The sequence below is a fragment of the Streptomyces sp. NPDC002577 genome, assembly GCF_053594815.1.
On sequence record NZ_JBSFWK010000041.1, the window covers coordinates 1 to 13,916 of the forward strand.

At 70.6% G+C, this 13,916-nt stretch carries 13 protein-coding genes and 1 pseudogene; 3 read left to right on the forward strand and 11 right to left on the reverse strand.

Going from position 1 to position 13,916, the window contains the following annotated elements; all coding sequences use genetic code 11:
• From ACWD4J_RS34240 to ACWD4J_RS34270, 7 genes and pseudogenes are all read right to left on the reverse strand, one after another.
• Positions 1-174: pseudogene (locus ACWD4J_RS34240) on the reverse strand (sulfate adenylyltransferase subunit CysD); the annotation flags it as partial.
• Positions 171-773 (reverse strand): adenylyl-sulfate kinase, encoded by a 603-nt coding sequence (gene cysC, locus ACWD4J_RS34245; protein ID WP_451399390.1) that lies wholly within the window; start codon positions 771-773, stop codon positions 171-173. The pseudogene ACWD4J_RS34240 and the gene cysC, both read right to left, overlap by 4 nt.
• A complete protein-coding gene (locus tag ACWD4J_RS34250; protein WP_451399391.1) occupies positions 770-1,480 on the reverse strand; it encodes a phosphoadenylyl-sulfate reductase in 711 nt (236 codons plus the stop codon). Before ACWD4J_RS34250 ends, cysC begins: the two co-directional genes overlap by 4 nt.
• Positions 1,477-1,665 carry a hypothetical protein gene (locus ACWD4J_RS34255; protein ID WP_451399392.1) on the reverse strand — a complete coding sequence of 63 codons (189 nt, stop codon included), beginning with the start codon at positions 1,663-1,665 and terminating at the stop codon, positions 1,477-1,479. Before ACWD4J_RS34255 ends, ACWD4J_RS34250 begins: the two co-directional genes overlap by 4 nt.
• On the reverse strand, positions 1,662-3,356 hold the full coding sequence (locus tag ACWD4J_RS34260) for a nitrite/sulfite reductase (RefSeq protein ID WP_451399393.1): 1,695 nt from the start codon (positions 3,354-3,356) through the stop codon (positions 1,662-1,664). Before ACWD4J_RS34260 ends, ACWD4J_RS34255 begins: the two co-directional genes overlap by 4 nt.
• 125 nt (positions 3,357-3,481) lie before the next feature.
• Positions 3,482-3,565, reverse strand: a complete 84-nt coding sequence (locus tag ACWD4J_RS34265) for a putative leader peptide (protein ID WP_313879519.1) — start codon at positions 3,563-3,565, stop codon at positions 3,482-3,484.
• Between the two features lie 145 nt (positions 3,566-3,710).
• Complete coding sequence (locus tag ACWD4J_RS34270; RefSeq protein ID WP_451399394.1) at positions 3,711-4,280, reverse strand: GNAT family N-acetyltransferase; 570 nt, start codon at positions 4,278-4,280, stop codon at positions 3,711-3,713.
• A 309-nt stretch (positions 4,281-4,589) separates the two neighbouring features.
• Here ACWD4J_RS34270 and ACWD4J_RS34275 point away from each other — a divergent pair, with 309 nt between their 5' ends.
• Positions 4,590-5,249, forward strand: coding sequence for a response regulator (locus ACWD4J_RS34275; RefSeq protein ID WP_451399395.1), 660 nt, complete (start codon positions 4,590-4,592; stop codon positions 5,247-5,249).
• A gap of 98 nt (positions 5,250-5,347) precedes the next feature.
• On the opposite strand, the gene ACWD4J_RS34280 is transcribed toward ACWD4J_RS34275, so the two are convergent.
• Positions 5,348-6,631 (reverse strand): GAF domain-containing protein, encoded by a 1,284-nt coding sequence (locus ACWD4J_RS34280; protein WP_451399396.1) that lies wholly within the window; start codon positions 6,629-6,631, stop codon positions 5,348-5,350.
• 414 nt (positions 6,632-7,045) lie between these two features.
• Positions 7,046-8,680, reverse strand: coding sequence for an acyl-CoA dehydrogenase family protein (locus ACWD4J_RS34285; protein WP_451399397.1), 1,635 nt, complete (start codon positions 8,678-8,680; stop codon positions 7,046-7,048).
• A 17-nt stretch (positions 8,681-8,697) separates the two neighbouring features.
• Here ACWD4J_RS34285 and ACWD4J_RS34290 point away from each other — a divergent pair, with 17 nt between their 5' ends.
• Entirely contained in the window at positions 8,698-10,008 is a 1,311-nt protein-coding gene (locus tag ACWD4J_RS34290; protein ID WP_451399398.1) for a YihY/virulence factor BrkB family protein, read from the forward strand.
• 70 nt (positions 10,009-10,078) lie between these two features.
• Here the strand turns inward: ACWD4J_RS34290 and ACWD4J_RS34295 are convergent, their stop codons facing one another.
• Together ACWD4J_RS34295 and ACWD4J_RS34300 are read right to left on the reverse strand one after the other, a co-directional pair.
• On the reverse strand, positions 10,079-11,665 hold the full coding sequence (locus ACWD4J_RS34295; RefSeq protein ID WP_451399399.1) for an amidase: 1,587 nt from the start codon (positions 11,663-11,665) through the stop codon (positions 10,079-10,081).
• Complete coding sequence (locus tag ACWD4J_RS34300; RefSeq protein ID WP_451399400.1) at positions 11,665-11,955, reverse strand: hypothetical protein; 291 nt, start codon at positions 11,953-11,955, stop codon at positions 11,665-11,667. Before ACWD4J_RS34300 ends, ACWD4J_RS34295 begins: the two co-directional genes overlap by 1 nt.
• Positions 11,956-12,392: 437 nt before the next feature.
• On the opposite strand from ACWD4J_RS34300, the gene lpdA reads away from it, so the two are divergent.
• Positions 12,393-13,808: a dihydrolipoyl dehydrogenase gene (gene lpdA / locus ACWD4J_RS34305; protein ID WP_451399401.1), complete on the forward strand. Its 1,416-nt coding sequence runs from the start codon at positions 12,393-12,395 to the stop codon at positions 13,806-13,808.
• The last annotated feature ends 108 nt before the right edge of the window (positions 13,809-13,916 follow it).

A 13,916-nucleotide genomic window follows, 5' to 3' on the forward strand; every position in this document is an offset into this window, starting at 1 on the left:
GACGATGGAGTCCTTGCCACCGGAGAACAGGATCACCGGCCGCTCGAACTCGCCCGCCACCTCACGGAAGATGTGCACCGCCTCGGACTCCAGAGAGTCCAGATGGCTCAGGGCGTACGGGCCGGCGCCCTCGGGGTTGCCGGCTGCCTCGTGGACAGTGGCCGCGGTCGTCATGCGAGACCCCTTTCGGCGAGCAGCGCGTGAAGCGCCGCAGCGGACTCCTGCACAGTCTGGTTGTGCGACTCGATACGCAGATCCGGCGTCTCGGGCGCCTCGTACGGGTCGTCGACCCCGGTGAGCCCCGAGATCTCGCCGGCCGCCTGCTTGGCGTACAGGCCCTTCACGTCGCGCACGGAGCACACGTCGACCGGCGTCGCGACGTGCACCTCGACGTACGGCGTGCCCTCGGTCTCGTGGCGCTTGCGCACCGCGTCACGGCTGTCCGCGTAGGGGGCGATGACCGGGACCAGGGCCTTCACGCCGTTCGACGCGAGCAGTTCGGCGACGAAGCCGATGCGCTGCACGTTGGTGTGCCGATCCTCGCGGCTGAAGCCGAGACCCGCCGAGAGGAACTCGCGGATCTCGTCACCGTCCAGGACCTCCACGCGGTGGCCCTCATCGCGCAGCCGGCCCGCCAGCTCGTACGCGATGGTGGTCTTGCCGGCACTCGGCAGACCCGTGAGCCAGATGGTGGCCCCAGTCACGTGCTTCTCCCGTCCCTGGTCGTTCGTCTCGTACGTGTCGTCGTTCGTCTGGTGCGCCGTGCCCGTCATTCGTGCAGCCCGCACTCGGTCTTGGCGCGGCCCGCCCAGCGGCCGGCGCGTGCGTCCTCGCCCTCCAGCACCCGGCGGGTGCAGGGCGCGCAGCCGACCGACGTGTAGCCGTCCATCAGCAGCGGGTTGGTGAGGACGCCGTGCTCGGCGACGTAGGCGTCCACGTCGTCCTGCGTCCAGCGGGCGATCGGCGAGATCTTGACCTTCTGCCGCTTCTCGTCCCAGCCGACGACGGGGGTGTTCGCCCGGGTCGGGGACTCGTCGCGGCGCAGGCCCGTCGCCCACGCGTCGTACTTGGCCAGCCCCTCCTCCAGGGGCTTGACCTTGCGCAGCGCGCAGCACAGGTCGGGGTTGCGGTCGTGCAGCTTCGGGCCGTACTCGGCGTCCTGCTCGGCCACCGTCTGGCGCGGCGTGAGGGTGATGACGTTGACGTCCATCACCGCCTCGACCGCGTCCCGGGTGCCGATGGTCTCCGGGAAGTGGTAGCCGGTGTCCAGGAACACGACGTCGACGCCGGGCATCGCGCGCGATGCGAGGTGCGCGACCACCGCGTCCTCCATCGAGGAGGTCACGCAGAAACGCTTACCGAAGGTCTCGGCGGCCCACTGGAGGATCTCGAGCGCGGAGGCGTCCTCGAGGTCGCGCCCGGCCTGCTCGGCGAGCGCCTTGAGATCGTCTGTGGCTGGATCTGCCTGAATCGTCGTCATATCTCGTCCCCTCCACCGTCTTGACGCTGAAGACCCCGGGCCAGCAGCCCGAGGAACTTCAACTGGAAGGCTCGATTGCATGCCGCGCATTCCCACGCGCCGTGGCTGCCTTCGACGGCTTCACTCGGCCGAAGGTCCTCGTCGCCGCAGTAAGGGCAGTAGAAGGGCGCCGCGCGCTCGCTCATGACAGCGATTCCTCGCCGGCACGGGCCGCCCACGTGGCGAACCGCTCGCCTTCCTCGCGCTCAGCCTGGAAGCGCTTGAGGACGCGCTCCACGTAGTCCGGAAGCTCCTCGGAGGTGACCTTCAGACCGCGCACCTTGCGGCCGAACCCGGCCTCCAGGCCCAGCGCACCGCCGAGGTGCACCTGGAAGCCCTCGACCTGCTCGCCCTTGTCGTTGAGGACCAGCTGGCCCTTGAGACCGATGTCCGCCACCTGGATACGGGCACAGGCGTTCGGGCAGCCGTTGATGTTGATGGTGATCGGCTCGTCGAAGTCCGGGATACGGCGCTCGAGTTCGTCGATCAGCGAGGCGCCACGAGCCTTGGTCTCGACGATGGCGAGCTTGCAGAACTCGATGCCGGTGCAGGCCATCGTGCCGCGCCGGAAGGGCGAGGGGTTGACGGTCAGGTCCAGCGCCTCCAGGCCCTCGACCAGCGACTCGACCTTCGACTCCGCGACGTCGAGCACGATCATCTTCTGCTCGACGGTCGTGCTGAGGCGGCCCGAGCCGTGCGCCTCGGCCAGCTCGGCGATCTTCGTGAGGGTCGTCCCGTCGACACGGCCGACGCGCGGCGCGAAGCCGACGTAGAACCGGCCGTCCTTCTGCCGGTGCACACCGACGTGGTCGCGCCAGCGCTCGACGGGCTGGGCGGGTGCCGGGCCGTCGATCAGCTTGCGCTTGAGGTACTCGTCCTCCAGGACCTGGCGGAACTTCTCCGTGCCCCAGTCGGCGAGCAGGAACTTCAGGCGGGCGCGGGTGCGCAGCCGGCGGTAGCCGTAGTCGCGGAAGATCGAGATGACGCCCTCGTAGACGTCCGGGACCTCGTCCAGCGGGACCCAGGCGCCGAGGCGCTGGCCGATCTTGGGGTTGGTGGACAGGCCGCCGCCGACCCAGAGGTCGAAGCCGGGGCCGTGCTCGGGGTGGTTCACGCCGACGAACGCGATGTCGTTGATCTCGTGCGCCACATCGAGGAGCGGCGAGCCGGAGATCGCGGACTTGAACTTGCGTGGCAGGTTGGAGAAGTCCTTGTTGCCGATGATCCGGCGGTGGATCTCCTCCAGGGCCGGAGTGCCGTCGATGATCTCGTCGGCGGCGATCCCGGCGACCGGCGAGCCGAGGATGACACGCGGGGTGTCACCGCAGGCCTCGGTCGTGGACAGGCCCACGGCCTCCAGCCGGTTCCAGATCTCGGGAACGTCCTCGATACGGATCCAGTGGTACTGGACGTTCTGCCGGTCCGTGATGTCGGCGGTGCCGCGGGCGAACTCCTGCGAGATCTCCCCGATGACGCGCAGCTGCTCGGTGGTCAGCCGGCCGCCGTCGATGCGCACGCGCAGCATGAAGTACTCGTCGTCGAGCTCCTCCGGCTCCAGGATGGCGGTCTTGCCGCCGTCGATCCCGGGCTTGCGCTGGGTGTACAGCCCCCACCAGCGCATCCGGCCCCGCAGGTCGTTGGGGTCGATCGAGTCGAAGCCGGTCTTGGAGTAGATCGTCTCAATGCGTGTCCGCACATTGAGACCGTCGTCGTCCTTCTTGAACTGCTCGTTGCCGTTGAGCGGGGTGAAGTGACCCACGGCCCACTGGCCCTCACCGCGGTGACGGCTCGCCTTGCGACGGGGCGCGGCAGAAGGGTTCGGCGGGGTGGCGGCCATGGTTGTACGTCCTTTGGGACAGCAGGAAATCGGCTCTGGCCTGCGCGTATGAGGTCATGCTCGATGCGGGCGCATCGTTGCGCAGGTAAGTCGTGAGACAGACTGATCGCGGCGTTGCTGGACTGTCAGCTCGCCGGACAGATGGCGCTGGACATGCGGCCGAGGTCGACGTGCCGCCGACTCACCAAGGCAATTCCAGCTCGAGACATGACGGAAGCGTGTCACGGGGATCTCCGGGCAGTCCACCATTATCCGAAATGTGGACACCCTTGTCTCGCTTGATGAGACAAGGGTGTCGCCGGTCACACACTGCGCTGCCGCGTGGACCCGTATGGGCGCCGGATGGCGTGGACGTCAGATGGCGTACGCCCCCGGCCACGGGCCCGGCGTCGACACCTCGGGCTCCTCCTCGACCTTGGTCTCGAACAGAGTGAAGCCGCGCCGGAGGTAGTTGTCCATCGCGTGCTCGCCGTCCTTGCTGCAGGTGTGCAGCCATACGCGCTTGGTCGGCGCGCGGCCCGGCCACCGCTCGGCGAGGTCCCAGGCGCGCGCGACGCCGTGGCTGAGCAGATGTCCGCCGAGCCGCCGGCCGCGGAACGCCGGGATCAGCCCGAAGTAGACGATCTCGACGGCCCCCTCGTCCTGGGCTTCGAGCTCCACGTATCCGGCGGGGGTGCCCTTCTCGTACGCGACCCAGGTCTCCGTCCCCGGCCGGTTCAGCACGTCCTGCCACTGGGCGTACGTCAGGCCGAGCCGGTCCGTCCAGCGGATGTCCCCGCCGACGGCCGTGTAGAGGAACCTGCTGAACTCGGGCGAAGGCGCCTCGGCCCGTACGATCCGGACGTCTCCCTCGGGCGCGGCCGACGGCCGCAGATCAGACGGCGAGGTCTGCTCGAGGGACCACGTGGTCACAGTGATGCTCATGCGCGCCAGGGAATCACGTGGCCACCCCTCGCTCCAAAGCAGACGCGGCGTCGTCGTTCGAGCGCGTTGACGGATCGGGGAGGTGTGGGGAAGTGTGGGGCGGGTGTAGGAAGTGTGGCGAACGGCACACGCCACCGGCACATACGCGGCGACCAGCGGCGGCCCGTCGTCTCCCGACAGCCTGAAATGCATTGGCCAAAGGTTGCTCGGTGAGGCGGGAGCAAAACCCTGATCCAGGGGAAACTTGGGCGTAGGGTGGTCCGCCTTGGGGAGAGATGTACCGCCTGGGGGAGTCGAGGGGGGCAGAGTATGGGGGGCGAAGCCAGGATCCTCATGGTCGACGACCATGAGGACAATCTGTACGCGCTGGAGAGCGCCCTCACGCCGCTGGGACTTCCGCTGGAACGGGCCACGAGCGGTGACGAGGCCCTCAAGGTGGTCCTGCGCGGCGGTATCGGGCTCGTTCTGCTGGACGTCGTGATGCCCGACGTGAGCGGACTCGACGTCGTGCGCTACATGAGCCGCCTGGAGCAGACGCAGAACATCCCCGTCATGCTGCTGACCGGCCTGGGCCAGGACTCCCAACTCGCGACGGCGGCCCTGCAACTCGGCGTGGCCGACCTCGTCGTCAAGCCCGTCGACCCCTGGGCGCTGCGGATGAAGGCCCGCTATCTGTATGCGACGCACCAGCGGGTGAGGTCCCTGGAGCGGGAGCTGGTGAGTCTGCGCGGGCGCGGCGGGAGGGGCCCGGGGACCGGGATCGCGGCCGCGACCATGGCCGGGGGTACGGAGGCTGTGCCGGGGGCGGGTACAGGGGCTGGGTCAGGGGCCCGGACGGAGACCGCTACTCAGGCCGGGACCCTGAGGCCCGAGTCCGTGGTGACGGTCTGCCCGGACGGACCCGGGGCGGACGAACCCGGGACGGGTGCTGCGGCCGCGGCCGTGCCGGTGGTGCGGGTCGACGCCTGACGGCCGACGTAGGCCGTGGCGGCCGCCGGCCCGGGTGGGGCCGCTGGGGTCCCGGGTACGGCCTTGGGATGCCGGTCGTGCTGTGCCCGAGTCCCCGGTCAGCGCGTCGTCTCGCGGGCGCTGCGCACCGCGGGGGCCGCGGAGTGCGGCAGTAGGTGCGCCGGGTGGGCGGGCATGATCACTTGCACGTCCACGTCCTCGCGCAAGCGGTACGGACGGTGGGCGAGCAGGGGGCCGAGATAGCGGCGGACCCGGGACAGCTCCGCGCGTACCGTCACCGTGCGCGCCGGATCGCCGAACACGTCCTCGGCGAGAGCGGCAGCGGTGCGCCCGGCCCGGTTCGTGGCCAGGAGGTAGAGCAGCTCGGCGTGGCGCGGGCTCAGCTCGTGCGACCACGTGCCCGCGCCGCCCGACACCGTGACCGACCAGCGGCGGGCGTTGCTCACATCCAGCACGACCCGGGTGACGCTCTCCGGCTCCGGACCCTCCAGGGCCCGTACCAGCCAGCCGCCCGGCAGCGGCTCCACCGCGCACGTACCGAGCGACGGAAGCCATGTGTGCCCGGCGGCGAACGACCTGGGCAGCGCCAGCCGGCGGACCGGCGGCATCCCGGTCACCGCTGCCATCCAGCCGTGCACGTCGACGGCGAGGGCGCGTCCGGTCATCCGGGCCAGCATCGGGGCGGCGACCGAGCGGAGCCGGTCGAGCGACGACAGATGCAGATTGCGCAGCTCGGCCTCGGCGAGCCTGGTCACCGAAGTGACCAGCGCCAGCGTCGCCGGGTGCATCGTGTCGAGCGGACCGCTGATGTCGACGACCCCGAGCAGCCGGCCGTCCCGGGGGTCGGTGAGCGGTGCGCCGGTGCACGTCCACGAGTGGTGGGTGCGGACGAAATGTTCCGCAGAGAACACCTGTACGGGCCGGCGGGTGATGAGCGGCGTGCCGATCCCGTTCGTGCCGACGACGTCCTCCGTCCACTCCGCGCCGACCTCGAAACCGAACCCGTCGGCCTTCCGCAGCACCGACGTGCTGCCCTCCCGCCACAGGATGCGCCCCTCACCGTCGGTCACGACCATGATGTGCTGCGCCGCGTCGGCGACCGAGACGAGCCCTTCCTGCAGGACCGACAGGATCTGCGCGAGCGGTGAGGACCTCCGGCGCTGCTCGATCTCCTCCATGGACAGCAGCCCCGTGCGCAGGTCGCGGTCGGGGTCGACACCGCTGTGCAGCATGCGGTTCCACGACTCCCCGATCACGGGACGCGGAACGAGCGGCAGCTGCTGCCCGGAGAGAGCGGCAGCGTGCACGCCCTTGAGCAGACGCGCGGCCTGGGCCGCGTCCATCGCGGCAAGCCTGGTCAGGTCGATCGTCGGAGCCGTCACCGGATCCTCCCCAAAGCCTCCCCCCAGTGCCTCAAGGGCCTGGGAGGTACCCCCATCGCCCGGGCACGTAGCGGGTTGTGCACCCTCCGCACATCCTCCCCTGCCGCACACCCCGAAAGGGCACTGGCGGGCGGATATTTTGCAACCTTCTGCAACTCTGGCGAACCGCCGCCCGGTGCCGGAAGCTTGGGGCTGCTCCTGGGAAGGAGCCACGGCTGCGGGGGTGGTGCCGTGTCGGCGCAGCACCACCCCCGTGACACATCACCACGCGGGCACACGGCCCCGCTCACGGACCAACCCGGCGCGCCCGGCTATGGGGGGCGGGCGCGCCGGGCCACACACGTCGCTGAGCCGCCGCGATGGCCCTCCGGAGCCGCACCGGCGGCTGCCGCCCCAGCCGCCACCGGCGGCCCCTCACTCCACGGGTCGCGCCCGCTCCACCACCGAGCCCAGGTCCAGGCTGTGCGGCAGCGTGCCGAAGGCCGCGCCCCAGTCGCCGCCCAGGCGCGAGGCGCAGAACGCGTCGGCGACCGCGGGCGGCGCGTACCGCACCAGCAGGGACCCCTGCAGGACCAGCGCCATGCGCTCCACCAGCCGCCGGGCCCGCGCCTCGATGCCGTCCAGGTCGGCGAGTTCGGTCAGCAGGCCCTTGATGGCGGCGTCGAGCCGGTGGTCCTCGCCGCGGGTCCGGCCGACCTCCTGAAGGAACGCGTTCAGCGCCTGCGGCTCGCGCTGCAGCGCCCGCAGGACGTCCAGGGCCTGTACGTTCCCCGAGCCCTCCCAGATGGAGTTGAGCGGCGACTCGCGCAGCAGCCGGGGCATGCCCGACTCCTCCACGTATCCGTTGCCGCCCAGGCACTCCAGTGCCTCGGCGGCCATCGGTGTGCAGCGCTTCGTCACCCAGTACTTGGCGGCCGGCACCGCGAGCCGCAGGAACGCGCGCTCCTGCTCGCTCCCGTCGTCGTACGCCGCGGCCAGCCGCATCCCGAGCGTCGTCGCGGCCTCCGACTCCAGTGCCAGATCGGCCAGGACGTTGCGCATCAGCGGCTTGTCGATCAGCTTGCCGCCGAAGGCTTCGCGGTACGTGCAGTGGTGCACGGCCTGGGCGACGGCCTGCCGCATGATCGCGGCCGCGCCGAGCACGCAGTCCAGGCGCGTGGCCGCGACCATCTCGATGATGGTGCGCACCCCGCGCCCCTCGTCGCCGACCCGCCGCGCCCACGTCCCGTCGAACTCGACCTCGCTCGACGCGTTCGAGCGGTTGCCCAGCTTGTCCTTGAGCCGCTGGATCGCGAACGGGTTGCGCGTCCCGTCCTCCAGGACGCGCGGCACCAGGAAACACGTCAGGCCCTCGGGCGCTTGTGCCAACACCAGAAAGCCGTCCGACATCGGGGCGGAGCAGAACCATTTGTGCCCCGTGAGCACATACTCGCCGTCCGCGGCCAGCGCCTGCGCGGTGGTCGTGTTGGCCCGTACGTCGCTGCCGCCCTGCTTCTCCGTCATCCCCATACCGAAGAGCACGCCGGCCTTCTGCGCGGCCGGCCGCAGCCCCTCGTCGTAGACGAGCGAGGTCAGCCGCGGTTCCCACTCGGCCGCCAGTTTCGGCTCCGTGCGCAGGGCGGGCACCGCCGCGTGCGTCATCGACAGCGGGCAGCCGTGTCCTGCCTCGACCTGCGACCACACCACGAACCCGGCCGCCCGCCGCACATGCCCGGCCGGCCGCGTCCAGGCCGCGGTCAGCCCCGCCGAGACGCCCTTGCCGAGCAGCCGGTGCCAGGACGGATGGAATTCGACCTCGTCGATGCGATGCCCGTAACGGTCGTGCGTGCGCAGCTTCGGCGGGTTCTCGTTGGCCAGCGCTCCCCACTCCTGGGCCTGCGCGGAGCCCGCGGCCAGGCCGAGCCCCGACAGGTCCTCGCGGACCTCTTCGAGCAGACCGGGATCGACGTGTCGTCCGACCGCCTCCGCCAGGGCCCGGTCGGCCGCAAAGACGTCATATCCGACCAGGGGCGGGGCCTGGTTGGTCACTGTGTGAGTGGTGGCTGCCATGTCGATACGGTAAGGACGTGCACCAGGCAAAAGAAACACCTGAACGGCCGTCCGGCCGTCTACACCGCGCCCGCGCTCTGTACCGGAACGTGTCCATGCGCAGGACGGCCTGGTTGCTGATCAAGGACACCGTCGACTCGTGCATGGAGTACCGGGTCCTCGGTCTCGCGGCGGAAGCGGCGTTCTTCACGCTGCTGTCCGTACCGCCGCTGCTGCTGAGCCTGATCGGACTGCTCGGCTACGTCGACGACTGGACGGGCGCCGACACCATCGCCAGCCTGCAGACGAACCTGCTGGAGGCGTCCCGCACCGTCCTGTCCGACAAGGGCGTGAACCAGATCGCCCGGCCCATCCTCGAGGACGTGATGCGCGGCGGCCGGCCGGACGTCATCTCGCTCGGGTTCCTCTTCGCCCTGTGGTCGGGCTCGCGCGCGGTGAACGTCTTCATCGACACGATCACCGTGATGTACGGCCTGGACGGGGTGCGCGGCATCGTCAAGACACGCCTGCTCTCGTTCTTCCTCTTCATAGTCGCGCTGCTGATCGGCTCGGTGGCGCTGCCGCTGATGGTGGCGGGGCCGGACGCGGTGCTGAAGGTCCTGCCGGTGTCGACGTCCGTCGTGCAGATCCTGTACTGGCCGGTCGTGATCGTCCTGTCGATCGTCTTTCTCACGACGCTGTACCACGTGTCCGTGCCGGTGCGCTCGCCCTGGGTGGAGGACACCCCGGGGGCACTGGTGGCGCTCGGCATGTGGGTGCTGGGCAGCTTCCTGCTGCGCATCTACCTGACGAACACGGTGGAAGGACCCACCACCATCTACGCCTCGCTCGCCGCGCCCGTCGCCGTGCTGTTGTGGATCGGGGTCTCCGCGTTCGCGGTGCTGGTCGGGGCCGCGGTCAATGCCGCCATCGACCGCGTGTGGCCGTCTGTGGCGACGGCCGCGGCGCGTGCCGCCAACGAGCGGATGCGGGAGGCGCAGGCCGCCGATTACGTGGCCCGCGCGAAGGCGCGCGTCGTCCACGACGAGGACCCGGACGACCCGGACATGCCGTCCGAGTTCCCCGAGCGCTGGTCGAAGTTCCTGCCGCCCGACGATGTGACGTCACGGCTGCGGACCCATGCGAAGTCGCATACGAAGGCGCATACGAAGGCGCATACGAAGCCGCACGCCGCATCGCAGGCGAACGGGCAGGCGGTGCCGGACGCGAAGACGCAGGCGAACGGGCAGGCGACGCCGGGCGCCACGACGCAGGCGGCGCCGGAAGCGAAGCCCCCGGCGCAGAAGAACGGCGAGGCGCCGCGGGGGCGGGAGCCCGGAGGGCACTGATCCCCCCCAGGCCCGGGCCCGCCCCACGAGCGCCACGTCACCAGCGCCTGGCGAGCGCCACGCCCGCGCCTCAGGCCGAAGCCGTCGCCGCATCCTCCGCCGAGAGCCGGGGACGCTCGGTCGCGGCCCTCAGGCGCGAGGAGGCCGCCGGGTCGGACGGGCGGCGCGTGTGCCAGTCCGTGACCGCCTGGTAGGCGGCCGCGACCTCGAGCAGCCGGTCCTCCTCGTACGGCTGGCCGCCCAGGATCGCGCCGACGGGCACGCCGTCCCCGTCGAAACCGATCGGGAAGCCGATCTCGGGGAGGCCCAGGATGTCGAACGGCACGGGTCCGGTCTGCAGCAGTACGTCGCACCCGTCGTCGCCGAAGAGGCCGTCGAGCACCTCCCGCAGCAGGTGGTTCTTGGCGCGCTGCGCCGTGATCCATTCGTCGCCGGAGAGCATCAGGCCCTGCAGCCAGCTCAGCAGGGAGACACCGAACTTCGCCGGGTCCGTGCGCAGCCAGTGCCGGAACGGTTCCGTCCGCTCGGCCAGCCGGGCCGCGTTGAACGTGCCGGTCAGCAGCCCCCAGTCGGCCGGGTAGGCGACGTCCACGAGCGTGGCACCCGGGATCGCGTCCAGCGTGTCCAGGAACGCACCACGCAGCTCCTTCTGCGAGCTCAGGAAGTCCGCCGGTACCCCGATCCGGGTGGCCCGGCGCATGCGCACCGCGCCGCCGCGCGAGACGACGGGGGTCGCGGCCCGGACGAGGTCCGGCACGTCCGGCAGCCCGAGCGTGCGCGGGTCCCGGGCGTCCGGTCCGGCCATGACCTGCAGCATGATCGCCGCATCCATGGCGTCCCGGGCGAGCGGCCCCGAGTGGTCGCGCGTGAACGACAGCGGAATCACGCCGTGCAGCGAGACGCGTCCCATCGTGGGTTTCAGACCGGTCAGGTTCTGCTGGTTGGAGGGCAGCACGATGGAGCCGCCGGTCTGGGTGCCGATGGACGACGACGCCAGGCGCCCGGCCACGGCGCACGCGGGACCGGTCGACGAGCCGCCGGGGTCGACGGCCGGGTCGTCCGGCGTCCAGGCGTTGACGGTCGTGACCGTGCCGTTCGGCTTCGTGGCCCGCGTCGTCGCGAGCGGTCCCATCTGGCCCTTGCCGAGCACGATCCCGCCCGCCGCCGTCAGGCGCGCCACGGCCGCGGCGTCCTCGTCCGGCACGAAGTCCTCGAAGATGTACGAGTTGCAGCGGGTCGGTACACCGGCCGTGAAGTAGTTGTCCTTGATGCACAGCGGAACGCCCCGGAGAACGCCGTCCGGGCCCTCGCCGCGGTCGGCCCTCCGCGCCGCGGTCAGCGCGGCATCGCCGGTCACCTCGGCGTACGCCTGGTACGTGGAGTCGTAGCGCTCGATCCGCTCCAGATACGCCTGCACCAGATCGGTGGCCGACAGCCTGCCGCGGCGCATGAGCACGACGGCCTCGGCGAGCGTCGCTTCGGACGGGTCGTCCAGCGCGGCCTGTCGTATGTCGACGCGGATGTCGCGGGCGTCGATGCCGGCGGTCCCCGCCGTCTGGGCCGGGGTCGCCTGTGCCGGGGTCGCGGGAACCGCGAAGCCTCCCGCGAGCGCGGCCGAACTGGCAAGGAAAACCCTCCTGTTGACGGTGCGACTCATCACTCGCCCACCTTCCCGGTCCACGCCTCCGTGATGGACGGGTACAGCAGCGGCGGCGAGGCCTGCTGCGCGTATTCGGGCGTCCGCCCGGCCGCGGACCATCCGGCGATGGCCCCGGGCGTGGACGCGACGAACGACCGCAGCGAGGCGATGACCTGGCTCCGGGTCGGCACCCCCGTCTCCGGGTCGGACTGCTCCGGAAGCAGCGTCAGATCGAATCCGGCCAACGCGAGTCTGGTCCGTACGTACGCGTCGAGCTGCTCCTGCGTGGGCGGTTGTGGCTCACTCAAGACGGACCTCCGTGAAGTCGACAGGCGTGCATGTATACGAGTGCAGGTGTGTGTATGGGACACCTGGACTTCATCACCGGTCCGTGAAGGCGTTGTTGAGCCTGTGATTCACGGAAGTTACAGGGGTGTGCGTGGCGTCGGTGGCCGAGGAGCGGACGGTGGTGGGGCACCTCGATCCGGTCGCCCTGGCCGCCGCGACGGCGTGCTGCCGCCGCGGTCCGGAGCGTCCAGTGCGCGGCCCGGCGACCAGCAGAGCTGCCCGGGCTGCCCGATGCCGCCGGAATCCGGAGAGGAGGACCACCAGGTCAGCCAGTACCCGGCACGACCGGCTCCGCTCGCCGAAGGCGGGGAGGGCGAGCCCTCCGTACGATGACGGTGTCCGCCGGGCGGTCAGGCCGGTGGGCGGGACGGTCACCGATCTCACCGGAACGAGGATCATGAGCAGCAGCACGCACTACGACGTCGTCGTCCTCGGCGCTGGCCCCGGCGGCTACACCGCCGCCGTCCGCAGCGCCCAGCTCGGACTGCGGACCGCGGTCGTGGAGGAGAAGTACTGGGGCGGGGTCTGCCTGAACGTGGGCTGCATCCCCTCCAAAGCCCTGTTGCGCAACGCCGAGCTGGCGCACATCTTCACCCAGGAGCAGAAGACCTTCGGTATCCGCGTGGACGGCCAGGTCAGCTTCGACTACGGCGAGGCGTACCGGCGCAGCCGCACCGTGGCGGACGGCCGCGTCAAGGGCGTCCACTACCTGATGAAGAAGAACGGCATCACCGAGTACGACGGCCGCGGCACCTTCACGGACCCGAACACGCTCCAGGTCGCGCTGTCCTCCGGCGGCACCGAGACCGTCACGTTCGACCACTGCATCATCGCGGCGGGCGCCGAGACCCGGCTGCTGCCCGGCACCAGGCTGAGCGACCGCGTCGTGACGTACGAGGAGCAGATCCTCACCGACTCCCTCCCCGAGTCGATCATCATCGCGGGCGCCGGTGCCATCGGCGTCGAGTTCGCCTACGTCCTGCACAACTACGGGGTGCGGGTCACGATCGTCGAGTTCCTGGACCGCATGGTGCCGACCGAGGACGCCGACATCTCCAAGGAGCTCGCCAAGCACTACCGCAAGCTCGGCGTCGAGGTCCTCACCTCGACCCGGGTCGACGCCATCGACGACAGCGACCCGAACGCGAAGGTGCGGGTCACCGTCACCGGCAAGGACGGCGCGCAGAAGATCCTGGAGGCCGACAAGGTCCTGCAGGCGATCGGCTTCGCACCGCGGGTGGGCGGCTACGGCCTGGAGAACGCGGGAGTACGGCTGACCGAGCGCGGCGCGATCGACGTCGACGGGCGCGGCCGGACCTCCGTCCCGCACATCTTCGCGATCGGCGACGTCACCGCGAAGCTGATGCTGGCGCACGCCGCCGAGGCCATGGCCGTCATCGCCGCCGAGACCATCGGGGACGCGGAGACGATGGAGGTCGACTTCACGATGATCCCGCGCGCCACGTACTGCCAGCCGCAGATCGCCAGCTTCGGCTGGACCGAGGCGCAGGCCCGCGAGCAGGGCTACGACGTGAAGGTCGCCAAGTTCCCGTTCACGGCCAACGGCAAGGCCCACGGTCTCGGCGACCCGGTCGGCTTCGTCAAGGTGATCAGCGACAACAAGTACGGCGAGCTGCTCGGCGCCCACCTCATCGGTCCCGAGGTGACGGAGCTGCTGCCCGAGCTGACGCTCGCCCAGCAGTGGGATCTGACGGTCCACGAGGTGGCGCGCAACGTGCACGCGCACCCGACGCTGGGCGAGGCCGTGAAGGAGGCGATCCACGGGCTGGCAGGTCACATGATCAACATGTGACCTGCCCGGGCTTGTGCTGGGGGCTTCGCCCCCAGGCCCCCTATCGCCCTTCGGGCTCGTGCTCAAGCGCCGGACGGGCTGGAACAGCCCCCGGACCGGCTGGAATCA